The organism is Paenisporosarcina quisquiliarum (genome assembly GCF_027563315.1).
In the GTDB taxonomy this organism is placed as follows: Bacteria; Bacillota; Bacilli; order Bacillales_A; family Planococcaceae; genus Paenisporosarcina; species Paenisporosarcina quisquiliarum.
Genome location: NZ_JAMKBJ010000008.1, coordinates 123471 through 146903, shown reverse-complemented (window position 1 = coordinate 146903; position 23433 = coordinate 123471). Strand labels below are relative to the sequence as shown.

The window sequence follows — 23433 nt, the reverse complement described above, 5'->3', positions numbered from 1 at the left end:
GCTCGACTTGCATGTATTAGGCACGCCGCCAGCGTTCGTCCTGAGCCAGGATCAAACTCTCCATAATAGGTGAGTCGATTAGCTCGACTTTGTTGCTGGCGTCAAATTAATGACGTTTATAATGAACATTTAAGTTCAAGTTGTGCTTCCCACACCGAAGTGTGTTCCGCTTTATTGTTGACGTTTTGCTGTTCAGTTTTCAAGGTTCATTTCGTTGGTCACTCTCGCGACAGCAACTTTTATATCTTAGCAAATTCAGTTTGTCATGTCAACAAAAAGTTTTGCTTTTTCATTTTTGTTTGCCGCTTGTTTTGGCGACTTTTGTATCTTACCATCCTCCAATAAAGTATGTCAATACAATATCATAATTTTTATTGAAGAAAAATAAACTAGTTTATGGGAGGTTGTATAACTAGTTGAAGAAACGTATTTTTGTAACCTTAATCAGTGTGTTCGTTTTGTTCTTTTTTATTCAACAGAAAGAGCAATGGGCCTCTGTTTTCCGTGTAACAGAACAACCCGACGTTCTTATGAAGGGTAATCATGGAATGACATTGACTGTGGATTTATCTTTTGGACGTGAAGATGTTGATGAGTGGATTACAAAATTAGAGAAACCATATCCACTTCTATTTCTTGATGCAGATTGGATTGAGCGTTCTCCTTTAATCGTAAAAAAGATTAAAGAAAAAAAGATTCCAGTAGGTTTACTTGGACAGGAAAGCAAACAATATGAAGAAAACCCAGAATTATTGGGAGAAGAGATCGAACGTTTTAAAACAGCATTCGGAGATATCCCGCTTTGGTACCGTACATATGATCACGTTTTTCCTGAGCCATTAAAAACACAAGTATGGGATTCTCAAATGAATATGCTCAGCGCTAACGTTAACTGGACAACTGGATCTGCCCCTTCAGTACGTAAAGGAGATATTGTGTCTGTTGCTTTACACCAGGAAACGCGTGTCGGTTTTGAAGAACTGATTGCTTACCAAAAAGCGCATTCTTTCGTTTCTATAGAAGAAACCCTTTTTGGTTATCAAACACAAACAAAAACATTCCCATAAAAAAAGCATTTGGTACAGAAGCTATTGTAACTCCTTAAATTTCTTTTATACTTTGGGATATAAAAAAGGACATCCAATTTCGGATGTCCTTTTTTATGCTTTCGCTTTTTCAGCTTCTGCGCGTGCTTTTCTTCGTTCTTCTAATTTTATACGGTCTGCATCTGACTTTGCATTGTATTTAGGCAATTTCAGAAGTTGGTATGCATTTACCGCTAATAATGGGAACAATAATAAAGTCACATATCGATCTACATCTTTTTCATCTACCATCAAAACAGGTAACCATTCTAAAGTTGTAATGACAATCATAAAAAATAATGCGGAAATGAACGTATGTTTTTTTGTCCATTTAGCTTTGAAATATGCAACAACCAATCCTGTGACCAATAGTACAGTCAATAGTCCTAAATACAAGAGCATTTGTGACTTGGTCTCAGCAAGCGGCATAAATCGGAATTTAATTAAGTCAAAAATGACTAAGGCAATAATTAATAACTGTACCCAATTCCATAAAGTGAGCGTTCTAAAAATATTGACGCCGAATTGATGGACGGTTAAATAGGCGAAAAATCCCATTTGACTCAGAACACTCATTGTCATTCCAAGAAACACAAACCATAAAAAACTGGCTGCGAATTCTGTATACTCTCCACTTGCAACATATGGTGCAAATGCATCTTCCCATCGAATAAATAAACCAAGTACACCAGTAACAGCTCCGCCGATTATTAGTGCCTTGAAGAAAAATATAACCCAATTTCGTATCGTCACAGCAAAAAATCCTCCGTTTTTCTCGAGTTCCTCTTCTGATTGTATCAACGAATAAGTAAAAAATCTATTTTACGAAGAGTTATCTACATATTCTCAGCGATTTTGTGAACAATAAATGAAAAGGTCAGTGCGAGAAAAGAGGTTGAGTATGCGAAAATGGATAATTCTTTTAGGCGTCGTCTTCTTGACAGCCTGTGGTGGGCAGCAACAAAGCAATCCTTCTTATGAAGAAACGAAAAAAATGGTTACAGACACAATGCAGACTGAAGAAGGCAAAAAAGTAATGCGTCAAATGCTTTCGGACCCTGAATTCAAAGAGCTGCTAATTTTGGAACAAGATGATGTAAAAAGCTCCATAGAAAACACACTGCTTTCTAAAGATGCTGAGAAGTTCTGGAAGGATACATTTAAAGATCCGACCTTCTCCGAAACATTTGCTAAAAGCATGAAGGAACAGCAACAAGAAATTATGACCGATTTAATGAAAGATGCTTCTTTTCAAAAGGAATTAGAAACGTTCTTTGGACAACCTGACATGCAAAAACAATTGGAAACCATTTTACAATCAGCAACGATGCGCAAAGAAATTGAAGAAATTGTGGAAGAGACAGTAGACAGCCCGCTTCTGAAAACCAAATGGCAAGAGTTGATTAAAGCAGCTGGGTTAGCGGAAGAAGAAGAACAGAAATCCAAGGCTGCAGGTGATTCTGGTGGTGGTGCCAAGAAAGAAGAAGGCAAGCAATAACTATAATCAAAAACCCCCGCTAACCATTTAGCGGGGGTTAATACTTTATTTGTTCAGTTTTTGAATGACTTTAGAAGCAATTTCTTCATAAATTTTACCCGTTGTGTGTAAACGTGAATAGACAGACGGCGCAAAATCTTCTTCATTCCAATCCGGTTGACCTAATGGGATTTGCCCAAGAAGCTCAGTTCGAAGCTCATCTGCAAGTTTAGGTCCGCCACCCTTACCAAAAACATACTCTTTTTCGTTAGAAGTTTTTGATTCGAACCATGCCATATTTTCAATAACACCTAATACTTCATGATCCGTTTGAAGTGCCATTGCACCAGCACGAGCTGCTACGAATGCGGCAGTTGGATGTGGTGTTGTGACAACGATTTCTTTTGATGCTGGAATCATTTGATGAATATCGAGTGCCACGTCACCAGTTCCAGGCGGTAAATCAAGCAGCAAGTAATCAAGCTCGCCCCACTCAACATCTTTAAAGAATTGATCCAAAACTTTCCCTAGCATCGGACCGCGCCATACTACAGGAGCGTTATCTTCTACGAAGAAGCCCATTGAAATGACTTTTACGCCAAATCGTTCAACTGGAATAATGCGGTTTCCATCAATTTTGGGACTTTGTTGGATGCCCATCATATCCGGAACACTGAATCCATAAATATCTGCATCAATTAATCCAACTTTTTTACCTAAGCGCGCTAAAGCCACTGCTAAATTGACGGAAACCGTAGACTTACCTACGCCACCTTTACCTGAAGCAATCGAAATGAATTCCACTTTGTTTAATGGAGACAATAAATCCTGAGCTTCAGATTCTGTTGCCGTGCCACGGAATTGAGCTAGTACTTCTGCAGGCAATTCTTCAAATCGAATTCCTACTGTACCCACACCCGCTTGTTTTAATGCGTCTACAACTTTCATTTGCAGTTGCATTTGTTCAGCCGTGTTAATTTTTGCAATGGCTAGCTTTACGCTGACGTGATTTTTTTCTTCTTTAATGGATACTTCCTTAATGCCATTTGTTTCGAGTAACGTTTTATGTAAAAAAGGGTCCTGTAATTGCCCGAGCAGTTCGCAGACCTGTTGTTCATTCATCAATTTAGACACTCCTTCGATGTACATTTCGTCCTATAGTATATCATATCGAATTGGAGTAGGTAGAATTGTAAGACTTTCTCATGGAGTATGTCAGATTGATAAACGGTTACTCGTTTGCTTTCTAAAGTTATCCTCTAAATGGGTCTTCTTATTATTGCATTGTGCTGTCGACATATTCTTGAATCCCATCAGCAATTGCTTCTGCCATTTGCTCCTGGTACTCTTCTGACGTCAATAACTTCAATTCTTCCGGATTACTTAAGAAACCAGTTTCCACTAAGACAGCCGGTACAGTTGCTTTTTTCAATAAATATACTTGCTTGATTGCCAAAGCTTCACGTTCAGTGTTTCCGATATGCTCACGGATGGCACCTTGAATCGCTTTTGCCACAGCCGCTCCACCTTCATGGCCGTCTTTGTGGTAAAACACTTGAGCCCCGCGCCATCTTGCATCCGGTATGGAGTTTACATGAACACTAATAAATAGATCCGCATCCGAATTAACAATCATTTCTTCACGCAGTTTCAAATCAGCAAGTTTTCTAGCTCGAATGGTTGGAAAAGTTGCTTTTGGATTATGCTCGGCTACTGCATCATCTGCATGGGAACGCGTCATGACGACTACTGCACCCAACCTCTTTAATTCTTTCTCAAGCTCTTTCCCCAGTGCAAGCGTAATATCTTTTTCTACAACCTCACCCATCGACGCTCCACCATCAATTCCACCATGACCAGGGTCCACCACAATTTTCATTCCACCAAGAGGGGCAGGTAAAAAGAATGCGCGATCAGAAGCTTGTGTTTCGTAAACCACAACCGTTACAGAAACTAACAATAAAAGTCCAATTACTATCCAGCGTTTCAACGCGTACAACACCACCTTTTACACTCACTATACGTATGTCCGAGACAAACTATGAGCAAAAGAATGGGTGGTTTTAAGAACAAAAACCTTTTCTAACTTAGAAAAGGTTTGCGTATCGAAAAGTATTTATACATATATTGATGTTTAGATTAATGAAAACTAGCCACCGAGGGTTCAACCACAAATACTTTCATCAATCATCTTCCCTTAAATCCATGTAGATGGTGCCATCTGATTCGATTTCAGCATAAAATACTTGTTCCACAGAATTCACTCCATGTTTTTTTAATTGTTTCATTAGCCATTCTTCTGACAAATCGAGCCCTTGCAAATGCTGTTTAACTATCTTACCATCGCTAATGACTGTGCAAGGCATATATTTCGGTACAACAATCTGAGCTTTGACATCCTGTTTGGTCGCTGATTGCTGAGCTACTTTTTTGAAAACACTCAGTTCCCCGTTCGTTTCCAGTACTGCAAAATGAACATCTTTGACAGAGAATATGCCCTGCATTCTCAATAACATATTTAAATCCCCAATTGGAAGGCGGCTTTTCTTAAGTTCGTGCTCCAAGATCTTTCCATTCTTTATGACAATCATAGGTTTATCATCGAGTAATGATTTTGCCTTAGCTGATTTTATGGATATATAACTGACAACCAGCGTAAGAATAGACCACCAAATTAATGAGGTTATGGCATTGAGATAATGGGTGTCATCATGGGAAGCAATTTCTCCTGCAATTGAACCGATTGTAATGCCGGTGATGTAATTGAAAAAAGTCAGTTGACTCAATTGCTCTTTCCCTAATATTCTTGCCAATAAAAGCAATACCGAGAAAGTAACGGTTGTTCTAATGATCATTTCTACAAAACTATAACCTTCCATGCTCAATTCTCGTCACCCTTTCTTCGGCTACTCCATTTCCCATTATTTCCTGAATCGTAAATGCTTATTCATTTTTCGAGTCGATCAATCAAAGGACATTTGATTTTTCGTTCCATCTCTAAACTCTTTTGCAGAAATTACATATCATAGAAACAAGGGGGGTGCAGCATGAACGACGATCAATTTCGAAAGCAGATAAATTCAAACTACACCCTTCATGATTTATTGAAAGGGAAAGATCTTGATATTATCGCCGCTTCCCTGTTGCTCCTAGGAAAATTGAAGGTGGATTCAGTTCAGCTATATCGCAATTCCCCTACTCTCGGCGTTACGCTCATCGGAAAGTACCGTAATTTAGAAGATGATAAGAAAAATCAAATGGATGATTTTCTGGATAAAAACGGTGATATGACACTGGATGAAGTGTTTGATGCTCTTAGTAAGCGAATAAATAAAAAAAGGAAGTGAAACTTATGAATTCATATGATGCTAAAAAAAATTCCTCATTTGATGGGGCGAGTTTTGTGAATGTGATTATACTGGTTGTGTTCATTTCCCTTTTAATATTTGGTTCTACAAATCTTCCTGATGTCTCATTAGATACAACCACCTTTTAAGAACTCGTTTTTAGCACAATAAAAAAATGGCCTCTCAGCGGGGCCATTTTACATACATGTTCTATTTTCAAAGTGAAGCAGGAAATTCTCCATAACTTGAACGAATATTATTTTAAGGCGGCAAACGAAATAGCTGGCACTTTTTCTTTTTTTCGTTTCATGGCAATCAAACTGGTCATCGTCCCCACACAAATCACGGTAATAAATGATAAAACCAATGAACTGTCGTCAATTAAATAGTAGCCTGTAAAAACAATAACGAAATCAATCATAAATATAATCACGCCGGGATTGATTTTTAAATAATTGGCTACAATTTGTCCGAGTAAATCTGTTCCCCCAATACTGGTATCATAACGCAGCATTAGTCCGATCCCTGCCCCAACAAAAATGCCTCCCATTATTGCGCTCCCTAACGGATTTTGATCCAATATGTACCCCAATACCCGTAATGGATGATAGGTTAAATCCACTATGAATGAAGAAATCAACATACCATGGATACTGTTGTATAAAAAGGAACGATTATAAAACAAAGCAAGAATCAAGACCGGAATACTCAACAAGATTACCAGCAAGCCCACTTGCATTCCTGTCAGGTAATGCAAGATTAATCCCATTCCAAATGTCCCGCCATCCAACAGCTCATGGTTAATCAGAAAAACGTTCACACCGATTGCCATCAATAAACTTCCCACAAGAATTGATATGGTTTTATGTATAAAGGGCATTGCTATTCCACCTTCTTAAATTCACCGTACTAAATGTATATGATTCCTTTTCGTAAATATTTCAACTTGGAAAAAACCCGCTAACCTAAAAAGATGGCTTCACTTAATCATGATTAAGCGAGGCCATCTTTTAACTCGTTCCTTGAATGCTCGATAAAGCGAACAAGTTCTCTATTAAATTTCACAATCCACGATTTTATACAACCTGGCGACTCATTCTGTCTACCTGGAATCGAAAACTGTCTACCTGGATATCACTTCTGTCTACCTGTAGCACTAATCTGTCTACCTGGCACACAAAATGCGGTTTCTTTATTCTTTGTTTACTGGTTGTTCATTTTTTTACTTTCCTGCAACAGTTTGGATTCACCGGTTTTCTCCCAGTTCTCCACGATTTCATAGGCTTGTTGTGGTGTGTAGCCTTGGCCAACGAGGATTCCCATTAAAATGAATTCCTGATAAATGTGTGTAGAATTGATGCCTCTCTTTTCATCTTCAAGTGCTTCTTCCACCAGGAATTCCGTGTATCTAATCCAATCATCAGGTGATTTCGTATTCATTGAACCACCGGAACCGATATTTCTAGTTCGATTTTCGGTATAGAGGAAATTGTATTTGGAAGCATGCTTCAATTCGTCGGTCAGGATATTGAAAACCATGTCGCGATTTTGGCGATCAGGCAATCCTTGGCGAATCTCCCGGTACTTCTCCACTGCCCTTAGTTCCCCGAACAATGCTTGCTGAATGCCTTCTTCATAGGAAGCAGGTTTTGTAAATTCTTCTCCTGCAGCATCCGGTACTTCCTGTCCGGTATACATTTTATACATTTGTTTGAACATCACATTGTGACGGATCTCATCGTCACGTATGGAAGCAATGATGTCCTTGTCCTCTTGTGTTGGTGCCACCGAAATCAAATATTCATAGAACAGACTGTCTTCTTTTTCTCCCTGCACAGCTTCGGCCATTAACATCAGAGAATTTTGCAGCGCCTGCATATCATATCTTTGCACTGCATAATAACCTGGATTATTCAAATTGCTCCCCCTATCAATTATTATCACTTCGCTATCTTATGCTTGAGTTATTATGTTTGGTACAGAAGGAGTAACTTCAAGAGCCCCAAAAACTCGATACGAATAATTCAGGAACCTTGGTAGATTTGGTTTAAATATTGACGTGGTGTTCCGTAATATAACTTCTGCCGATATTGCGGATACGTCGATTCAAAAGAAATAAATATGGGGGCATCCAGTAGAGCGGGATAGTTAGCATAAAACGAAAGGTCACCGTACACAATTCCTTTTAGCGCAGTGTCCATTTCCCTATTAAATACGTTAAAACGAATTCCTGAAACGCTCTCTCCGAACTCGCCACCGTCTATATACGCCTTTCCTTCTAAACTAAATCGACCCTGCTCATCTTTTTCCCATTCCGCCAACACTTCATCCCGCATCTTCTGGTTGATTGCGCCATAGTTGTACACATATCCAATATCTAAAAACAATTCAGCGGTTAAATCGGAATGTGTGAGCGTGAATTTCCTTCCTTCAATCGGTTGTGAGGAAGTAGCTGGAGGAATAAAATTAACGGTTAATTTCTCTGGATCAAAAACAGACATATAATCCTCCTTATAAGTAAGCGTCACATTTCTTGTCTGGAACAGGCGATGGAAATCTCAGATGTTGTGTCCGAAGGGTTCTTATAGAATGAAATTCTAAATATGAATTACAATATGCAGACTAATCACAATATGACCTTTTGTTGCCTGTGGAGGATATTGAGCCCACTTTAGTCGTGATTTTTAAACGCAAAAAAACCCTCTCCCACGAATGGGAAAGGGTTTTTGAAAATCCGAAGATTAACGTTTTGAGAACTGAGGTGCACGACGAGCGCCTTTAAGACCGTATTTTTTACGTTCTTTCATGCGTGAGTCACGAGTTAACAATCCTGCAGATTTCAATGCTGGACGGAAATCAGGATCTACATGAAGTAGTGCACGAGCAATACCATGACGGATTGCGCCTGCTTGACCTGTGTATCCACCACCATTAACGTTTACATGGATATCGTAGCTTCCAACTGTTTCAGTTGCTACTAATGGTTGTTTGATGATTTCGCGTAATGTTGCGAATGGTACGTAGTCTTCTACGTCACGTTTGTTGATTACGATTTTGCCTTCGCCCGGTACTAAACGTACGCGTGCAGTTGAGCTTTTACGACGACCTGTGCCGATATATTGAACTTGTGCCAAGGTTGTATCCTCCTCTATGATTATCCGCGAAGCTCATAAGCTTCTGGTTTTTGTGCTGCATGTGGATGTTCTGCTCCAGCGTATACGTGAAGTTTAGTGAACGTTTGACGACCTAAAGAGTTTTTAGGAAGCATCCCTTTGATTGCTAGTTCAAGCATTTTTGTTGGGTAGTTTGTACGCATTTGTAATGCAGTACGTTTTTTCAATCCACCAGCAAATTGTGTATGACGGTAGTAAATTTTGTCTGTTAATTTTTTACCAGTCAATTCGATTTTCTCAGCGTTGATAATGATCACGTGATCACCTGTGTCAACGTTTGGTGTGAATGTTGGTTTGTTCTTTCCACGTAAGATAGCAGCTACTTCAGAAGCTAAACGACCAAGTGTTTGGCCTTCTGCGTCTACTACTAACCATTTACGCTCTACTTCGTGACCTTTAGCCATGAATGTTGTACGCATGTATTTTGTCCTCCTAATTCAATCTAATCTGATTTAAAATTTTCTATATCATCATCAACAACAAGTTTCGGGGCTTATTGTGGGGTTAATGAAATACCATGTGTCATCATATAACGTATGGAACAAAAAGTCAAGGAATTATTTTAAAACACCTGGACGTGTTGCTTCATTCGTTATAAAACACGGATTCTAAGTACAAACCGTGTGCTGGCGCGGTTTTCCCTGCCTTTTTGCGATCCATTGCCGCAAGCATTTGTGCGATGTCACCAGGTTCACGACGACCGATTCCAACTTCCCACAAATTCCCCGCAATAATTCGGACCATATTATATAAAAAGCCGTCGCCTTCAATTACCATATGAAGTTCATCCTGTTCAGTTTCAAGCAAATCCAAACGTGTAATGGTTCGTACTCGGTCGACCACTTCTGTACGAGCTGAACAAAAACTCGTAAAGTCATGCGTTCCTAAAAACGTTTGCGCTGCTTCTCGCATACGCTGGATGTCCGGCTTGGTTCCAGGCATATAAACGACATAATGACGCTTAAACGGGCTCTCAACGTCGCCTAGACCCCATTTGTATCGATATACTTTTCCTGATGTGCCATATCGGGCATGAAAATCAGTAGAAACTTCCTCCACTGAGAGCACTCGGATATCACCAGGCAACTGAACATTCAATGCCCGTTGCCATCGATCGATAGGAAACTGCAGGTCGGTATCAAAATGGATCACTTGTCCCGTTGCATGAACACCGGCATCAGTACGTCCACTAGCGACTACTCGAACCGTTGAGCCTTTGTGCATTTTAGTTAGGACACGTTCCAATTCGAGCTGGACAGTTCGTGCATTGGGTTGTACCTGATAACCTGCAAATCCATATCCGTCGTACGTAATAGTTGCTTTTAAGCGTTTCAATGTCATTTTCCCTCCAGTTTTACGATCGTAGCCACCACAATAGTAGAGCTAAAATCCCTAAGGTTACGATGACCAAACTGTCTCGCCAATCCCATTTTAATTGACGGTATCGTGTACGTCCTTCTCCACCACGGTAGCCACGTACTTCCATCGCGACAGCCAAATCTTCTGCGCGTTTAAACGCACTGACAAACAATGGGATCAGTAACGGAACGACGGCTTTGATTCGTTCTTTGATGGAGCCTGTACTAATATCGGATCCACGGGCCATCTGGGCTTTCAAGATTTTATCGGTTTCATCCATCAAGGTTGGAATAAAACGTAATGAAATCGACATCATCAACGCGAGTTCATGCACGGGCAATTTAAAGCGCTTGAATGGATTCAACAATACTTCCATTCCATCTGTAATTGAAATTGGCGAAGTCGTCAGTGTCAAAATAGATGTAACAAACACCAGTACTAAAAATCGAATAGAAATGAAAATACCTTGTCTCAAACCTTCTTCATACACTTCGATAAATTGCCATTTCCACAATAAATCGCCTTCTTTTGTAAAGAAAATGTGCAATAGGAAAGTGAAGATGAGTAAAAACAGAATCGGTTTTAACCCATTTATTAAGAAATATAACCGAATACGTGATAGCAAAATGGTTACCAATGTGAAAGCTAGAATGACAGCATATGTCACTGCATTGTTTGCTAAAAAGACAATGGCAATAAACAGAAAGACAAAGACCAGTTTTGAACGAGGATCTAACTTATGAACAAATGAATCCCCTGGAATATACCGGCCGAATATCATTTTCTCCATCATAAGGATTCACGCTCCCCTCGGACAGTGCGACTTAATTCCAAAGCCAACTGTTCCTCAGTCAAGCAGAGTCTGTCCAAAGGATACCCGAGTTGAGCCTCCACTTTGCGCTGAAAACGCACAACCCGTGGTGCAGCTAAACGATATTCTGCAAGTCTCTCTTCGTCGCCAAAAATATCGATTGGATTTCCACTCAGAACACACCGCCCATCGTGCATGATGGCTACGCGATCTGCGTAGCGCGCAGCATCTTCCATAGAATGCGTTACCAACACTGTGGTCAATCCTTTTTCCATATGAAGGTGATGGAACAGATCCATAATTTCTTGGCGTCCACGGGGGTCCAGGCCGGCTGTAGGCTCATCCAAGACTAATACGCTTGGTTCCATCGCCAAAACCCCTGCAATGGCCACTCGACGCATTTGACCACCCGATAAATCGAATGGTGATTTCTCCAGTACTTCTTCAGGCAAACCGAGTTGATCAGCTAAAACACGTGCCCGTCGTTCAGCCTCTTCTCTTGGAACACCAAAATTTAATGGACCAAACATAATATCTTTCAATACCGTTTCATCAAACAGTTGATGTTCAGGAAATTGAAAAACAATGCCGATTTGTTGACGAACTGGTTTTAAATTTTTCGCTTTCTTACCTGCCTCAATGGTCAAGTCGCCGAGCTTCACTATCCCCTCTGATGGTTTTAACAACCCATTAAGGTGCTGAAGTAAAGTGGACTTCCCAGAACCTGTGTGTCCGATAATTGCCTGGTATGAACCAGATGGAATGTGTAAATTCACATCGAACAATGCACGCTTTTCGAAAGGTGTGTCTTTAGCGTACGCATACCCTACTTGTTGAAGTTGGATGTCCATACATCATTCACCAACTCTTCTTCTGACATGTGTTCGTTATTTAACGCTACTCCATTGGCGCGCAAAAGATTGCCCATCTTCATGGCAAAAGGTAAATCTAATCCAAGAGCAACCAGTTCCTCTCCACGAGAAAAAATCTCTTGTGGTGTACCTTCCGCATACTTATGTCCGTTATTCAAGACAAATATACGATCGGCTAGCAAGGCTTCCTCGAGATCATGAGTAATGGATAAGACGGTTAAATGCGTTTCTTCACGTAATTTACGGACGGTTGATAAAACTTCTTCCCGACCTTGAGGATCGAGCATGGAAGTAGCTTCGTCCAAGATTAAAATTCGTGGTTTTAAAGCCAATGCACCCGCAATGGCAACTCGTTGTTTCTGTCCCCCAGATAAATGATGAGGTTCACTATCTAAAAACTTTTCCATTTTCACTTGAGCCAGTGACTCATGTACACGTACAACCATATCTTTAAACGGAACTCCGTTATTTTCCAAAGCAAAAGCGACATCGTCCTGGACGGTAGCCCCGACAAATTGATTGTCTGGATTTTGAAATACCATACCCATTTGTGAACGAATCTCCCATAAATTTTCTTCATTCAGCGTTTCACCAAGAACTCGTACTTCCCCCGATTGAGGAAACAACAGTCCATTCATGAGCTTCGCCATTGTGGACTTACCAGAACCATTATGACCAACGATTGCAATCCACTCGCCATCGTTGACAGAAAAAGAAATGCCTTCTACGGCTTTACGCGCTTCCTTTTCTTCTGGTGAATATGTATAGGTGACTTCATGTAATGATAATATTTCTGTCATCTTTATATGACCTCCTCAAACTCAGCTCAAACTCAACTCATTCTCAACAATACCTATTTTACGATATTAGCAAAACACAGTGTGAACAAGTCTACTGTCATTACATATATCGATATCCGAATAATGAATCTTTTATATCAGTGAAATAAAAAAGCGCGCACCTCATTCAGAGAAATGCGCTCTTCTATATCTATTTCGTATTCGGTTGCTCAGACCGTCTACGTGAATGAGGTGCGTAGAGCTAGACGAGACGCTACCAAAAGGTCCGCTCATCGTAACGCTCTGCTTTTCATTATGTCGTATAAATCTTTTCTTTTAAAAAGAAGAGGGCGGCTACTAACCTAGAACCCTCTTCGAATTGTGATGATTAAACTAATTCAATCACTACAACAGGTGCTCCGTCTCCACGACGAGGTCCCATTTTCATAATACGTGTGTATCCGCCTTGACGATCAGCGTAGCGTGGTGCTACATCATCAAACAATTTTTGCAAAGCATAAACTGTTGATTCAGTGCCTTCTTCATCAGTAGCAGTCACTAGTTCACGACGAATATAAGATGCAGCTTGACGGCGTGCATGCAAATCTCCACGTTTACCTAATGTAATCATTTTTTCAACAACTGAACGAAGTTCTTTCGCACGAGCTTCTGTCGTTTGAATGCGTTCGTTGATAATCAAATCAGTTGTTAAGTCACGTAACATCGCTTTACGTTGAGAACTTGTACGACCAAGTTTTCTGTAACCCATAGATGTTTACCTCCTTTGTTGAATATTAATCTGTTATATCAAAAAAGTCGCTTAGTCTTCTTTGCGTAATCCTAAGCCAAGCTCTTCTAACTTCGCTTTTACTTCTTCTAATGATTTACGTCCAAGGTTACGTACTTTCATCATGTCGTCTTCTGACTTGTTAGCTAACTCAAGTACCGTGTTGATACCTGCGCGCTTTAAGCAGTTATAAGAACGAACAGAAAGATCAAGTTCTTCGATAGTCATCTCCAACACTTTTTCTTTTTGGTCTTCTTCTTTTTCGACCATGATTTCAGCAGTTTTTGCCTCATCAGTCATACCAACGAAGATATTCAAATGCTCAGTTAAAATTTTCGCGCCAAGCGAAATCGCCTCTTTCGGACCGATGCTGCCATCTGTCCACACATCAAGAGAGAGTTTATCGAAATTAGTCATTTGACCAACACGAGTATTTTCTACTTGGAAATTGACGCGTGAAACTGGAGTATATATAGAGTCGATTGGGATCACGCCGATAGGAAGATCCTCACGTTTGTTTTGATCAGCAGGAGTGTAACCGCGGCCGCGTTGTGCATACATACGCATACGCAAATGACCATTTTTACCGATTGTTGCAATATAGAGATCAGGATTTAAAATTTCTACATCACTGTCATGCGTAATGTCAGCAGCTGTAACCGTTCCATCACCTTTAACATCAATCTCAATGACTTTTTCTTCATCAGAGTAGATTTTAAGAGCTAGTTTCTTCACATTCATAATAACTGAAGCGACATCTTCAACAACGCCCTCAATAGTAGAGAACTCATGAAGCACACCATCAATTTGAATAGAAGTTACGGCAGCTCCTGGTAAAGAAGACAAAAGGATACGACGTAGGGAATTACCTAATGTGTTTCCATATCCACGCTCAAGCGGTTCTACAACAAACTTGCCAAATTTGGCACCTTCGCTGATCTCAACCGTTTCAATCTTTGGTTTTTCAATTTCGATCATTCAAATATACCCTCCTTCAAAACATCGAATGTATAGGTTCGTTCCATCAGAAATCGATAGGTACTAAGACTTATCGGTGATTGCACAACTCAGTTTGTACAAGAAATGATGTTCTCAATCAATTAATTAATTGAGGCGCACCTATTACACGCGACGACGTTTTGGTGGTCGGCAACCGTTATGAGGAACTGGAGTTACATCTTTAATAGCTGTAACGTCTAGACCAGCAGCTTGAAGTGCACGAATTGCAGCTTCACGACCAGCACCAGGACCTTTTACCGTTACTTCTAACGTCTTAAGACCGTGTTCCACAGAAGCTTTCGCCGCTGCTTCAGCAGCCATTTGCGCAGCAAACGGAGTTGATTTACGTGAACCTTTGAAACCAAGTGAACCAGCACTTGACCAAGATACCGCATTTCCTTGCATATCTGTAATCGTTACAATTGTATTGTTAAATGTAGAGCGGATGTGAGCAATACCGGATTCGATATTCTTTTTCACACGACGCTTACGTGTTTGTTGTTTACGTGCCATGTTAGGAAGAAACCTCCTTTACCGATTATTTTTTCTTGTTAGCAACAGTTTTACGAGGACCTTTACGCGTACGCGCATTGTTCTTCGTATTTTGACCGCGAACAGGTAAACCTCTACGATGACGGATACCACGGAATGAACCGATTTCCATCAAGCGTTTAATGTTTAATGATACTTCACGGCGAAGGTCACCTTCTACCTTGAAAGCACCGATTGATTCACGAATTTTGTTCAATTCGTCTTCTGTAAGATCACGCACGCGTGCATCTTCAGAAACTCCTGCAGAAGCTAAAACTTTTTGTGCAGTTGTTTTACCAATCCCGAAAATATATGTTAATGAAATAACAACGCGTTTATCGCGCGGAATGTCAACACCAGCAATACGAGCCATGTGTGTCGTGCACCTCCTTCAAATTAGCCTTGTTTTTGTTTATGTTTAGGATTTTCACAGATTACCATTACTTTACCGCGTCGGCGAATAACTTTACATTTTTCGCAGATCGGTTTCACAGATGGTCTCACTTTCATCTAACCCAACCTCCTTAGTGGTCCGGAGTGCAAAAGATTATTTAAAACGGTATGTGATACGACCGCGAGTTAAATCGTAAGGAGAAAGTTCAATTGTGACTTTATCTCCAGGCAGGATGCGGATAAAATGCATACGGATTTTGCCCGATACATGCGCAAGAATCGTATGACCGTTTTCCAATTCTACCTTAAACATCGCGTTTGGCAAAGTCTCAACAACTGTACCTTCGACTTCAATTACATCGTCTTTCGCCATCAACCCTGTCTCCCTTCTGTATAAAAAATCAGGTTCTCATCATCAAATCAAACGGAATGTTCCGCAAATCGAAATCCTAAAGGATTCTTTTCGTTTCAACATATGTTTGTTTTGCATGAGAGATGTTCGAAAGACACTCGTCAGGCTTCGCTTCTGGCAACCTACGGAGTAGACTGACCCGGGTGAACCTTGTCTCCCTCATGTAAACACGACCGCTCGGAATGCCTTGGATGAGTTCCACCATATCCGTTACACAGATGCTTCCACGAAACCCATTATACCTTGTCGGAAACAGAAATGCACGAAAGGACAAAGGGATCCTCTTAAACGCAACATTCACTATTTCGTTCTTTCGTATATCGGGCATAATTTGCTTTTGCAGCTCTAGAAATTAAATTCCGTTTACAAGCGTGCCGCTAGGTTCAGCTGCGGTTGCCCTCTAAAAGAGCGTTTAAATCAGCAAATACCTTATGAATGTCTTGCTGACCGTTAATATTTGTCAACACGCCTTTGTTGCCATAATAGTCAAGCAAAGGTTGTGTTTGTTTCATATTTACTTCCAGACGGTTTGTGACCGTTTCCGGATTATCATCCGCGCGCTGGTAAAGCTCGCCTCCATCTTTGTCACACACTCCATCTTTTTGAGGTGGATTGAAGACTAAATGATACGCAGTGCCACATTCTTTACAGATGCGACGACCAGTAAGGCGCTTAATCAACTCTTCTTGCTCAACTTGGATATTCAAAACGTGTTCAACGTCTTTGTTCATGTCAGCCAGAAGCGCATCAAGTGCTTCAGCTTGAGGAACAGTACGTGGAAACCCGTCCAATAAAAACCCTTTATCACAATCAGCTTTGCTTAATCTTTCACGAACGATTCCGATCGTTACTTCATCAGGTACCAAAGCACCTTGATCCATAAACGATTTGGCTTTTAGGCCTAGTTCCGTACCACCTTTGATAGCTGCGCGGAACATATCGCCTGTAGAAATATGAGGGATTGCGTACTTCTCAACAATTTTATCTGCTTGAGTGCCTTTACCTGCACCCGGCAAACCCATTAAAACGATATTCATACGTTTTGCCCCCTGCTACAATTTGCAGGTTAAAAGGAACGAAACCGTTCCTCTAAACCACACATTATTTCATGAAGCCTTTGTAGTGGCGTTTCACTAGTTGTGCTTCTAGCTGTTTCATCGTTTCCAGTGCAACACCGACAACGATAAGCAAGCTTGTTCCACCGATTTGAGCAGAAGCTGGAAGACCAGCGAAATTAATGAACAAAATCGGCATGATTGCTACGATCGCAAGGAAGATCGCACCAACGAAAGTTAAACGATACAAAACTGTTGTTAAATAGTCTTGAGTGTTCTTTCCTGGACGAATACCTGGGATGTAAGCACCTTGCTTTTTCAAGTTATCGGCAACATTTTCAGGATTCACTTGAATGAACGCATAGAAATACGTAAATGCAATGATTAACGCTACATAGATGAGCATGCCCACCGGTTGAGAGTAATCAAACGTGTTCTGAATGAAATCTGTGACACGATTCTGTCCAAAGAAGGTTGAAAGTGTTTGTGGTGTAATGATAAACGCCACTGCGAAGATTACTGGAATAACACCAGCTGCATTCACTTTTAACGGTAAGTGTGTCTGTTGAGCACCAGTTGTGCCACGACCAGCTACACGTTTTGCATACTGAATCGGAATTTTACGCAACGCTTGTTGAACGTAAATAACTCCTACAGTAATTGCAATAATCGCTAAAAGAAGAAGTGCCATAATCGCAATTTTGATAAATAATTGATCACCAGCGTCTTCAATTTGTGAAGCATAGATTTGGTTAGCAGCTCCTGGAATCGCAGCTACGATACCTGCAAAGATAATAATGGAAATCCCATTACCTACACCTTTAGCAGTAATCTGCTCAGATAACCAAAGAAGGAACGCAGTTCCACCTGTTAACACAATAGCTATGACCACATACGTTGAAATGCCATCGGCTTTAATTAAAGATCCGTCATACATACGGTTAAATCCGTATGACATTGCCATCGCCTGAATGAACGCCAACACGATTGTGAAGTAACGTGTGAACTGAGCAAGTTTACGTCTTCCGACTTCACCTTGTTTTGCCCACTCCGTAAACTTCGGTACAACATCCATTTGCAACAATTGTACAATGATGGATGCAGTGATGTACGGCATGATTCCCATTGCTAAAATCGAGAAATTAGCAAGGGCACCGCCACCAAATGTATTTAAGAAACCAATCAGACTGAATTGGTCTGTAGCTTGCAACACTTGAGCGTCAACGTTAGGTACCGGAATGAAAGTTCCGAGACGGAAAACGATCAGCATCAACAGAGTGAAGATAATTTTATTTCTTATATCTCTAACGCGCATAAAGTTGGAGATTGTCTGAAACATTATACCACCTCTGTTTGTCCGCCCGCAGTCTCAATTGCTTCTTTTGCAGAAGCTGAGAACTTGTGAGCTTTCACAGTAAGCTTTTTGTCAAGAGATCCGTTACCGAGAATCTTGATTCCAGCTTTTTCGCTGCTCACATAACCTGTTTCAATAAGCAATGCAGGTGTAACCTCTGTGCCTTCTTCGAAACGGTTTAATGTATCAAGGTTCACAATAGCGTATTCTTTACGGTTAATGTTCGTAAAGCCGCGTTTTGGTAAGCGTCGGAACAATGGGTTTTGACCGCCTTCAAATCCTGGACGAACACCGCCGCCAGAACGAGCGTTTTGACCTTTATGACCTTTACCTGCAGTTTTACCATTACCAGAACCAATCCCGCGACCTTTACGCTTACGCGTAGAACGAGATCCTTCTGCCGGTTTTAACTCATGCAGTTTCATATGTGTGGCACCTCCTTATTCTAAAGTACGTTTTATAGTTCCTTTACAGAAACTAAATGAGCTACTTTCCCAACCATCCCACGGATAGCTGCGTTATCAGCATGCTCAACAGTTTGATGCATTTTACGTAAGCCAAGAGCTTCTACAGTTTTACGTTGATCTGGTTTAGAACCGATCACACTTTTAGTGAGGGTAACTTGTAATTTTGCCATTGTCATTTCCCCCCTTAACCTAGTAACTCTTCAACTGATTTGCCGCGTAATTTAGCAACGTCCTCAGCACGTTTTAGTCCAGTTAAGCCATTGATTGTAGCACGTACCATGTTGATTGGTGTGTTAGAACCAAGAGATTTAGAAAGAATATCAGTAATACCAGCTAGCTCAAGTACAGCACGAACTGGACCACCGGCGATAACACCAGTACCAGGAGCAGCAGGCTTGATTAAGATTTCACCAGCGCCAAAGTTACCGATAATTAAGTGTGGAGTAGTACCACGTACCATAGGCACTTCGATCAGGTTTTTCTTCGCATCTTCTACTGCTTTACGGATAGCATCTGGTACTTCTTGTGCTTTACCAGTACCGAATCCTACGTGGCCATTCTTGTCACCAACAACAACCAATGCAGTGAAGCGGAAACGACGTCCACCTTTTACAACTTTAGCTACGCGGTTAATAGTAACAACGCGTTCTTCAAGTTCAAGTTTGTTTGGATCAATGCGACGCATGAAATGTGTCCCTCCTTCTTATTAAAATTCTAAGCCATTTTCGCGAGCAGCTTCAGCTAAAGCTTTAACGCGTCCATGATATAAGTAACCGCCACGGTCGAATACAACAGATTTGATGTTTTTTTCCGTAGCACGTTTAGCGATTGATTCACCGATTGCGATTGCAGACTCTACATTACCTTTACCATCGAAATCTTTTTCCATAGTAGAAGCACTTACAAGTGTTACACCAGCAGTATCATCGATCAATTGCGCGTATAGATGTTTATTAGAACGGAATACGTTTAAACGAGGACGTTCAGCTGTACCCGTGATTTTAGAACGTACACGTGCATGACGTTTTTTACGAACTTGATTTTTATCTTGTTTCGTAATCACAGAGGTCACTCCTTTCTAATGCTTAGGCAGCATTATTTACCTGTTTTACCTTCTTTACGACGAACAACTTCGCCTTCATAACGAATACCTTTGCCTTTATATGGCTCTGGCGGACGTACTTGACGGATGTTTGATGCCAATGCACCAACGCGTTCTTTGTTGATTCCTTTGATGCTGATCTTAGTGTTTGTAGGAACTTCTACAACTAAGCCATCTTCAGGAGTGAATTCAACTGGATGAGAGTAACCTACGTTCAATACAAGTTTTGATCCTTGTAAAGAAGCACGGTAACCTACACCAACTAATTCAAGATTGCGTTCGAACCCTTTAGATACACCTTCAACCATGTTTGCAAGCAAAGCACGAGTTGTACCGTGAATCGTACGGTGTTCTTTAGATTCAGAAGGACGTGTCAAAGTAACAACGTTTTCTTCTTTTTCGATTTTAATATCTGCATTAAAAGTACGAGTAAGCTCGCCTTTTGGACCTTTTACAGTAACTTCATTGTTTTGACCAATCGTTACAGTAACGTCAGCAGGAACCTCAATTGGTTTTTTACCTACACGAGACATTTATTTGCACCTCCATTCGTTTGTTGCTTTTTACCAAACGTAAGCTACGATTTCGCCGCCAACTTGTTTAGCGCGTGCTTCTTTATCAGTTAATAGACCATTAGAAGTTGAAACTAAAGCAATCCCAAGTCCATTTAATACTCTAGGTACTTCATTAGTTTTCGCGTATACACGAAGACCAGGTTTTGAAATACGTTTTAAACCAGTAATAACGCGCTCGTTGTTTTGACCGTATTTCAAGAAAATGCGAATGATACCTTGTTTGCTATCTTCAACATATTCTACGTCACGAACAAAACCTTCACGTTTAAGGATCTCAGCGATCTCTTTTTTCATGTTTGAAGCAGGTACTTCCAGTTTTTCGTGGCGAACCATGTTCGCGTTACGAATACGTGTCAGCATATCTGCAATCGGATCTGTCATTGTCATTACATTAACCTCCTTCCCAGTTTAGGGGATTACCAGCTGGCTTTTTTCACGCCAGGAATTTGTCCCTTGTAAGCAAGTTCACGGAAACAAATACGGCAAAGTTTAAATTTACGTAAGACCGAATGCGGACGTCCGCAACGTTCACAACGTGTGTAAGCTTGTACATTATGCTTTGGCGTGCGCTTTTGTTTAGCGATCATTGATTTTTTAGCCACGTTTACGCCTCCCTTATGTTTACTTTTGGAACGGCATTCCGAATTGTGTTAGTAACTCACGAGCTTCTTCGTCAGAGTTCGCAGTTGTTACAATTACGATGTCCATACCGCGTACTTTAGACACTTTATCGTAGTCGATTTCAGGGAAGATCAATTGTTCTTTCACACCTAGTGTGTAGTTACCGCGACCGTCGAATGCTTTTTTAGAAACACCACGGAAGTCACGTACACGTGGAAGAGAGATAGCAATTAATTTGTCCAAGAATTCGTACATACGCTCACCGCGTAATGTTACTTTCGCGCCGATTGGCATACCTTCACGAAGACGGAAGCCAGCGATTGATTTCTTAGCTTTAGTTACAACAGGTTTTTGACCTGTGATAATAGTTAATTCTTCTACAGCAGCGTCAAGTGCTTTAGTGTTTTGAACAGCGTCACCAACACCCATGTTGATTACGATTTTATCCACTTGTGGCACTTGCATTACTGATTTATATTCAAACTTGCTCATTAGAGCAGGAGAAACTTCCTTAAGAAACTTTTCTTTTAGGCGGTTCATGTGTGTACCTCCCTTCTTCTTTTACTTATTTATCGATTTGTTCGCCAGATTTTTTTGCAACACGAACTTTTTTGCCATCTTCCACTTTATAACTTACGCGAGTCGGCTCGCCTGATTTAGGGTCGATTAACATAACGTTCGATACGTGAATTGATGCCTCTTGGCTGACAATTCCACCTTGTGGATTTGCCTGGTTTGGTTTCATGTGCTTTTTCACAAGATTCATACCTTCAACTAGCACACGGTCTTTCTTTGGAAAAGCAGCAATGATTGTACCAGTTTTGCCTTTTTCTTTCCCTGAGATCACCATAACTTTGTCGCCTTTTTTAACATGCATTCTGTCGCACCTCCTTGTTTAGCACTTTCGAGTTGATTAAAGAACTTCCGGAGCTAAAGATACGATTTTCATGAAGCTATTGTCACGTAATTCACGTGCAACAGGTCCGAAAATACGAGTTCCGCGCGGCCCTTTATCGTCACGAATGATAACGCATGCGTTTTCATCGAATTTGATATAAGTACCGTCTTTACGGCGTACACCGCTTTTAGTGCGAACGATAACAGCTTTAACGACGTCACCCTTCTTGACAACGCCACCTGGTGTTGCTTTCTTAACTGTACACACGACGATATCGCCGATGTTAGCAGTTTTACGACCAGAACCACCAAGAACTTTAATTGTTAAAACTTCACGTGCACCTGAGTTGTCAGCAACTTTCATACGACTCTCTTGTTGGATCACTTAGGTAACCTCCTCTCGGAATTTGGTCTGTTCCGAAATTTCTATTTAGATAATAACCGCTTTTTCTACAACTTCCACTAGGCGGAAACGTTTTGTAGCAGACAACGGACGAGTTTCCATGATACGAACTACGTCGCCTAATTTAGCTTCGTTTTGCTCATCATGCGCCTTGAACTTTTTAGAGTACTTAACACGTTTACCGTAAAGCTTATGCTTTTTGTATGTTTCAACCATAACAGTTACAGTTTTGTCCATTTTGTCAGAAACAACACGGCCCGTGTATACTTTGCGTTGGTTACGCTCAGTCATGCTCGAAAACCTCCTTTATCAGTTATTTGCACTGATTTCTCTTTCACGAATCACAGTTTTCATACGCGCAATAGCTTTACGTACTTGGCTAATGCGTGCTGTGTTTTCTAATTGACCAGTCGCCAATTGGAAGCGAAGGTTGAAAAGCTCTTCTTTCAGTGATTTCACTTTTTGTTCGATTTCTGCAGTGGTAAGGTCACGGAGTTCATTAGCTTTCATTAGATTCACCACCAATTTCTTCACGTTTTACGATTTTACATTTCACAGGAAGCTTATGTGATGCAAGTCGAAGTGCTTCGCGTGCTACTTCTTCAGAAACACCAGCGATTTCGAACATGATCTTTCCTGGTTTAACTACCGCTACCCAACCTTCAGGAGAACCTTTACCGGAACCCATTCGAACCTCAAGAGGCTTTTTAGTGTAAGGTTTATGTGGGAAAATTTTAATCCATACTTTACCGCCACGTTTCATGTAACGTGTCATTGCAATACGAGAAGATTCGATTTGACGGTTAGTGATCCAGCTAGCTTCAACAGCTTGTAAGCCGAATTCACCGAAAGTGATTTCTTTACCGCCTTTCGCTTCTCCGCGCATTTTTCCGCGGTGTTCGCGACGATATTTAACGCGTTTAGGCATTAACAT

General features: G+C 40.8%; 37 protein-coding genes and 1 rRNA gene. 3 read left to right on the top strand and 35 right to left on the bottom strand.

The genetic code is table 11. The annotated features are described in order from the left end of the window. Positions 1-67: ribosomal RNA gene (locus tag M9R32_RS10985) — 16S ribosomal RNA — on the bottom strand; the annotation flags it as partial. A 349-nt stretch (positions 68-416) separates the two neighbouring features. Between M9R32_RS10985 and M9R32_RS10980 the strand changes: the two genes are divergently transcribed. After that, the gene (locus M9R32_RS10980; RefSeq protein ID WP_269926770.1) at positions 417-1067 is read left to right on the top strand and encodes a hypothetical protein; all 651 of its coding nucleotides are present in this window, start codon (positions 417-419) and stop codon (positions 1065-1067) included. 93 nt (positions 1068-1160) lie between these two features. Here the strand turns inward: M9R32_RS10980 and M9R32_RS10975 are convergent, their stop codons facing one another. Continuing rightward, positions 1161-1838 carry a KinB-signaling pathway activation protein gene (locus tag M9R32_RS10975; RefSeq protein WP_269926769.1) on the bottom strand — a complete coding sequence of 226 codons (678 nt, stop codon included), beginning with the start codon at positions 1836-1838 and terminating at the stop codon, positions 1161-1163. Positions 1839-1986: 148 nt separating this feature from the next. On the opposite strand from M9R32_RS10975, the gene gerD reads away from it, so the two are divergent. Further along, positions 1987-2583 carry a spore germination lipoprotein GerD gene (gene gerD / locus M9R32_RS10970; RefSeq protein WP_269926768.1) on the top strand — a complete coding sequence of 199 codons (597 nt, stop codon included), beginning with the start codon at positions 1987-1989 and terminating at the stop codon, positions 2581-2583. Positions 2584-2628: 45 nt separating this feature from the next. On the opposite strand, the gene M9R32_RS10965 is transcribed toward gerD, so the two are convergent. From M9R32_RS10965 to M9R32_RS10955, 3 genes are all read right to left on the bottom strand, one after another. Beyond that, a complete protein-coding gene (locus M9R32_RS10965) occupies positions 2629-3687 on the bottom strand; it encodes a P-loop NTPase (RefSeq protein WP_269926767.1) in 1059 nt (352 codons plus the stop codon). Positions 3688-3838: 151 nt separating this feature from the next. After that, a complete protein-coding gene (locus M9R32_RS10960) occupies positions 3839-4552 on the bottom strand; it encodes an N-acetylmuramoyl-L-alanine amidase (RefSeq protein WP_269926766.1) in 714 nt (237 codons plus the stop codon). A 193-nt stretch (positions 4553-4745) separates the two neighbouring features. Then, complete coding sequence (locus M9R32_RS10955; protein WP_269926772.1) at positions 4746-5441, bottom strand: DUF421 domain-containing protein; 696 nt, start codon at positions 5439-5441, stop codon at positions 4746-4748. A 168-nt stretch (positions 5442-5609) separates the two neighbouring features. Here M9R32_RS10955 and M9R32_RS10950 point away from each other — a divergent pair, with 168 nt between their 5' ends. Next, a complete protein-coding gene (locus M9R32_RS10950) occupies positions 5610-5909 on the top strand; it encodes a hypothetical protein (protein WP_269926765.1) in 300 nt (99 codons plus the stop codon). 256 nt (positions 5910-6165) lie between these two features. Here the strand turns inward: M9R32_RS10950 and M9R32_RS10945 are convergent, their stop codons facing one another. The 30 genes from M9R32_RS10945 to rplP form a co-directional block, all read right to left on the bottom strand. Then, the gene (locus M9R32_RS10945; RefSeq protein ID WP_269926764.1) at positions 6166-6789 is read right to left on the bottom strand and encodes a YitT family protein; all 624 of its coding nucleotides are present in this window, start codon (positions 6787-6789) and stop codon (positions 6166-6168) included. Positions 6790-7112: 323 nt separating this feature from the next. After that, on the bottom strand, positions 7113-7826 hold the full coding sequence (locus tag M9R32_RS10940; protein ID WP_269926763.1) for a ferritin-like domain-containing protein: 714 nt from the start codon (positions 7824-7826) through the stop codon (positions 7113-7115). Positions 7827-7933: 107 nt separating this feature from the next. Further along, positions 7934-8410, bottom strand: coding sequence for a staygreen family protein (locus M9R32_RS10935; RefSeq protein WP_269926762.1), 477 nt, complete (start codon positions 8408-8410; stop codon positions 7934-7936). A 240-nt stretch (positions 8411-8650) separates the two neighbouring features. Next, the gene (gene rpsI / locus M9R32_RS10930) at positions 8651-9043 is read right to left on the bottom strand and encodes a 30S ribosomal protein S9 (protein ID WP_016429914.1); all 393 of its coding nucleotides are present in this window, start codon (positions 9041-9043) and stop codon (positions 8651-8653) included. A gap of 20 nt (positions 9044-9063) precedes the next feature. Further along, on the bottom strand, positions 9064-9501 hold the full coding sequence (gene rplM / locus M9R32_RS10925) for a 50S ribosomal protein L13 (protein WP_269926761.1): 438 nt from the start codon (positions 9499-9501) through the stop codon (positions 9064-9066). A gap of 166 nt (positions 9502-9667) precedes the next feature. Further along, positions 9668-10417 carry a tRNA pseudouridine(38-40) synthase TruA gene (gene truA / locus M9R32_RS10920; protein ID WP_269926760.1) on the bottom strand — a complete coding sequence of 250 codons (750 nt, stop codon included), beginning with the start codon at positions 10415-10417 and terminating at the stop codon, positions 9668-9670. 19 nt (positions 10418-10436) lie between these two features. Beyond that, the gene (locus M9R32_RS10915) at positions 10437-11234 is read right to left on the bottom strand and encodes an energy-coupling factor transporter transmembrane component T family protein (RefSeq protein ID WP_269926759.1); all 798 of its coding nucleotides are present in this window, start codon (positions 11232-11234) and stop codon (positions 10437-10439) included. Further along, positions 11231-12103 (bottom strand): energy-coupling factor ABC transporter ATP-binding protein, encoded by an 873-nt coding sequence (locus tag M9R32_RS10910; RefSeq protein WP_269926758.1) that lies wholly within the window; start codon positions 12101-12103, stop codon positions 11231-11233. Before M9R32_RS10910 ends, M9R32_RS10915 begins: the two co-directional genes overlap by 4 nt. Beyond that, complete coding sequence (locus M9R32_RS10905) at positions 12079-12924, bottom strand: energy-coupling factor ABC transporter ATP-binding protein (protein ID WP_269926757.1); 846 nt, start codon at positions 12922-12924, stop codon at positions 12079-12081. The genes M9R32_RS10910 and M9R32_RS10905 overlap by 25 nt, the downstream gene beginning before the upstream one ends. 367 nt (positions 12925-13291) lie before the next feature. Next, positions 13292-13672 (bottom strand): 50S ribosomal protein L17, encoded by a 381-nt coding sequence (rplQ, locus tag M9R32_RS10900; protein ID WP_269926756.1) that lies wholly within the window; start codon positions 13670-13672, stop codon positions 13292-13294. 51 nt (positions 13673-13723) lie between these two features. After that, positions 13724-14668 (bottom strand): DNA-directed RNA polymerase subunit alpha, encoded by a 945-nt coding sequence (locus tag M9R32_RS10895; RefSeq protein WP_016429907.1) that lies wholly within the window; start codon positions 14666-14668, stop codon positions 13724-13726. A gap of 144 nt (positions 14669-14812) precedes the next feature. Continuing rightward, the gene (gene rpsK, locus M9R32_RS10890; RefSeq protein ID WP_016429906.1) at positions 14813-15202 is read right to left on the bottom strand and encodes a 30S ribosomal protein S11; all 390 of its coding nucleotides are present in this window, start codon (positions 15200-15202) and stop codon (positions 14813-14815) included. A gap of 25 nt (positions 15203-15227) precedes the next feature. Beyond that, positions 15228-15593, bottom strand: coding sequence for a 30S ribosomal protein S13 (gene rpsM, locus M9R32_RS10885; protein WP_269926755.1), 366 nt, complete (start codon positions 15591-15593; stop codon positions 15228-15230). 23 nt (positions 15594-15616) lie between these two features. Next, complete coding sequence (gene rpmJ / locus M9R32_RS10880) at positions 15617-15730, bottom strand: 50S ribosomal protein L36 (protein WP_000868344.1); 114 nt, start codon at positions 15728-15730, stop codon at positions 15617-15619. Positions 15731-15767: 37 nt separating this feature from the next. Next, positions 15768-15986: a translation initiation factor IF-1 gene (gene infA / locus M9R32_RS10875; protein WP_016429904.1), complete on the bottom strand. Its 219-nt coding sequence runs from the start codon at positions 15984-15986 to the stop codon at positions 15768-15770. Between the two features lie 422 nt (positions 15987-16408). Then, complete coding sequence (locus M9R32_RS10870; RefSeq protein ID WP_269926754.1) at positions 16409-17062, bottom strand: adenylate kinase; 654 nt, start codon at positions 17060-17062, stop codon at positions 16409-16411. Between the two features lie 64 nt (positions 17063-17126). Continuing rightward, positions 17127-18419: a preprotein translocase subunit SecY gene (gene secY / locus M9R32_RS10865; RefSeq protein ID WP_269926753.1), complete on the bottom strand. Its 1293-nt coding sequence runs from the start codon at positions 18417-18419 to the stop codon at positions 17127-17129. Further along, positions 18419-18859 carry a 50S ribosomal protein L15 gene (rplO, locus tag M9R32_RS10860; protein WP_269926752.1) on the bottom strand — a complete coding sequence of 147 codons (441 nt, stop codon included), beginning with the start codon at positions 18857-18859 and terminating at the stop codon, positions 18419-18421. Before rplO ends, secY begins: the two co-directional genes overlap by 1 nt. A gap of 32 nt (positions 18860-18891) precedes the next feature. Further along, complete coding sequence (gene rpmD, locus M9R32_RS10855; protein WP_016429900.1) at positions 18892-19071, bottom strand: 50S ribosomal protein L30; 180 nt, start codon at positions 19069-19071, stop codon at positions 18892-18894. Between the two features lie 14 nt (positions 19072-19085). After that, positions 19086-19586, bottom strand: a complete 501-nt coding sequence (gene rpsE / locus M9R32_RS10850; RefSeq protein WP_016429899.1) for a 30S ribosomal protein S5 — start codon at positions 19584-19586, stop codon at positions 19086-19088. 21 nt (positions 19587-19607) lie between these two features. Beyond that, complete coding sequence (gene rplR / locus M9R32_RS10845) at positions 19608-19964, bottom strand: 50S ribosomal protein L18 (protein ID WP_016429898.1); 357 nt, start codon at positions 19962-19964, stop codon at positions 19608-19610. Positions 19965-19996: 32 nt separating this feature from the next. Next, positions 19997-20536, bottom strand: coding sequence for a 50S ribosomal protein L6 (gene rplF, locus M9R32_RS10840; protein ID WP_269926751.1), 540 nt, complete (start codon positions 20534-20536; stop codon positions 19997-19999). A gap of 30 nt (positions 20537-20566) precedes the next feature. Continuing rightward, complete coding sequence (rpsH, locus tag M9R32_RS10835; RefSeq protein ID WP_016429896.1) at positions 20567-20965, bottom strand: 30S ribosomal protein S8; 399 nt, start codon at positions 20963-20965, stop codon at positions 20567-20569. A 29-nt stretch (positions 20966-20994) separates the two neighbouring features. After that, positions 20995-21180, bottom strand: a complete 186-nt coding sequence (locus tag M9R32_RS10830) for a type Z 30S ribosomal protein S14 (RefSeq protein ID WP_016429895.1) — start codon at positions 21178-21180, stop codon at positions 20995-20997. A gap of 19 nt (positions 21181-21199) precedes the next feature. Continuing rightward, on the bottom strand, positions 21200-21739 hold the full coding sequence (rplE, locus tag M9R32_RS10825; RefSeq protein ID WP_016429894.1) for a 50S ribosomal protein L5: 540 nt from the start codon (positions 21737-21739) through the stop codon (positions 21200-21202). Positions 21740-21764: 25 nt separating this feature from the next. Beyond that, positions 21765-22076 (bottom strand): 50S ribosomal protein L24, encoded by a 312-nt coding sequence (gene rplX, locus M9R32_RS10820; protein ID WP_016429893.1) that lies wholly within the window; start codon positions 22074-22076, stop codon positions 21765-21767. 36 nt (positions 22077-22112) lie between these two features. Beyond that, positions 22113-22481, bottom strand: a complete 369-nt coding sequence (gene rplN / locus M9R32_RS10815) for a 50S ribosomal protein L14 (RefSeq protein WP_016429892.1) — start codon at positions 22479-22481, stop codon at positions 22113-22115. A gap of 45 nt (positions 22482-22526) precedes the next feature. Next, positions 22527-22790 carry a 30S ribosomal protein S17 gene (rpsQ, locus tag M9R32_RS10810; protein WP_016429891.1) on the bottom strand — a complete coding sequence of 88 codons (264 nt, stop codon included), beginning with the start codon at positions 22788-22790 and terminating at the stop codon, positions 22527-22529. An 18-nt stretch (positions 22791-22808) separates the two neighbouring features. Next, positions 22809-23009: a 50S ribosomal protein L29 gene (gene rpmC, locus M9R32_RS10805; RefSeq protein ID WP_016429890.1), complete on the bottom strand. Its 201-nt coding sequence runs from the start codon at positions 23007-23009 to the stop codon at positions 22809-22811. Beyond that, complete coding sequence (gene rplP / locus M9R32_RS10800) at positions 22999-23433, bottom strand: 50S ribosomal protein L16 (RefSeq protein WP_016429889.1); 435 nt, start codon at positions 23431-23433, stop codon at positions 22999-23001. Before rplP ends, rpmC begins: the two co-directional genes overlap by 11 nt.

Excerpts from the sequence above, each read along its gene's own strand:
- gerD (WP_269926768.1), top strand. The coding sequence starts at position 1,987 with ATGCGAAAATGGATAATTCTTTTAGGCGTCGTCTTCTTGACAGCCTGT.
- M9R32_RS10955 (WP_269926772.1), bottom strand. The coding sequence starts at position 5,441 with ATGGAAGGTTATAGTTTTGTAGAAATGATCATTAGAACAACCGTTACT.
- M9R32_RS10950 (WP_269926765.1), top strand. The coding sequence starts at position 5,610 with ATGAACGACGATCAATTTCGAAAGCAGATAAATTCAAACTACACCCTT.
- M9R32_RS10945 (WP_269926764.1), bottom strand. The coding sequence starts at position 6,789 with ATGCCCTTTATACATAAAACCATATCAATTCTTGTGGGAAGTTTATTG.
- M9R32_RS10935 (WP_269926762.1), bottom strand. The coding sequence starts at position 8,410 with ATGTCTGTTTTTGATCCAGAGAAATTAACCGTTAATTTTATTCCTCCA.
- rplM (WP_269926761.1), bottom strand. The coding sequence starts at position 9,501 with ATGCGTACAACATTCATGGCTAAAGGTCACGAAGTAGAGCGTAAATGG.
- M9R32_RS10915 (WP_269926759.1), bottom strand. The coding sequence starts at position 11,234 with ATGATGGAGAAAATGATATTCGGCCGGTATATTCCAGGGGATTCATTT.
- M9R32_RS10910 (WP_269926758.1), bottom strand. The coding sequence starts at position 12,103 with ATGGACATCCAACTTCAACAAGTAGGGTATGCGTACGCTAAAGACACA.
- M9R32_RS10905 (WP_269926757.1), bottom strand. The coding sequence starts at position 12,924 with ATGACAGAAATATTATCATTACATGAAGTCACCTATACATATTCACCA.
- rplQ (WP_269926756.1), bottom strand. The coding sequence starts at position 13,672 with ATGGGTTACAGAAAACTTGGTCGTACAAGTTCTCAACGTAAAGCGATG.
- M9R32_RS10895 (WP_016429907.1), bottom strand. The coding sequence starts at position 14,668 with ATGATCGAAATTGAAAAACCAAAGATTGAAACGGTTGAGATCAGCGAA.
- rpsK (WP_016429906.1), bottom strand. The coding sequence starts at position 15,202 with ATGGCACGTAAACAACAAACACGTAAGCGTCGTGTGAAAAAGAATATC.
- rpsM (WP_269926755.1), bottom strand. The coding sequence starts at position 15,593 with ATGGCTCGTATTGCTGGTGTTGACATTCCGCGCGATAAACGCGTTGTT.
- rpmJ (WP_000868344.1), bottom strand. The coding sequence starts at position 15,730 with ATGAAAGTGAGACCATCTGTGAAACCGATCTGCGAAAAATGTAAAGTT.
- infA (WP_016429904.1), bottom strand. The coding sequence starts at position 15,986 with ATGGCGAAAGACGATGTAATTGAAGTCGAAGGTACAGTTGTTGAGACT.
- M9R32_RS10870 (WP_269926754.1), bottom strand. The coding sequence starts at position 17,062 with ATGAATATCGTTTTAATGGGTTTGCCGGGTGCAGGTAAAGGCACTCAA.
- secY (WP_269926753.1), bottom strand. The coding sequence starts at position 18,419 with ATGTTTCAGACAATCTCCAACTTTATGCGCGTTAGAGATATAAGAAAT.
- rplO (WP_269926752.1), bottom strand. The coding sequence starts at position 18,859 with ATGAAACTGCATGAGTTAAAACCGGCAGAAGGATCTCGTTCTACGCGT.
- rpmD (WP_016429900.1), bottom strand. The coding sequence starts at position 19,071 with ATGGCAAAATTACAAGTTACCCTCACTAAAAGTGTGATCGGTTCTAAA.
- rpsE (WP_016429899.1), bottom strand. The coding sequence starts at position 19,586 with ATGCGTCGCATTGATCCAAACAAACTTGAACTTGAAGAACGCGTTGTT.
- rplF (WP_269926751.1), bottom strand. The coding sequence starts at position 20,536 with ATGTCTCGTGTAGGTAAAAAACCAATTGAGGTTCCTGCTGACGTTACT.
- rpsH (WP_016429896.1), bottom strand. The coding sequence starts at position 20,965 with ATGACAATGACAGATCCGATTGCAGATATGCTGACACGTATTCGTAAC.
- rplE (WP_016429894.1), bottom strand. The coding sequence starts at position 21,739 with ATGAACCGCCTAAAAGAAAAGTTTCTTAAGGAAGTTTCTCCTGCTCTA.
- rplX (WP_016429893.1), bottom strand. The coding sequence starts at position 22,076 with ATGCATGTTAAAAAAGGCGACAAAGTTATGGTGATCTCAGGGAAAGAA.
- rpsQ (WP_016429891.1), bottom strand. The coding sequence starts at position 22,790 with ATGACTGAGCGTAACCAACGCAAAGTATACACGGGCCGTGTTGTTTCT.
- rpmC (WP_016429890.1), bottom strand. The coding sequence starts at position 23,009 with ATGAAAGCTAATGAACTCCGTGACCTTACCACTGCAGAAATCGAACAA.
- rplP (WP_016429889.1), bottom strand. The coding sequence starts at position 23,433 with ATGTTAATGCCTAAACGCGTTAAATATCGTCGCGAACACCGCGGAAAA.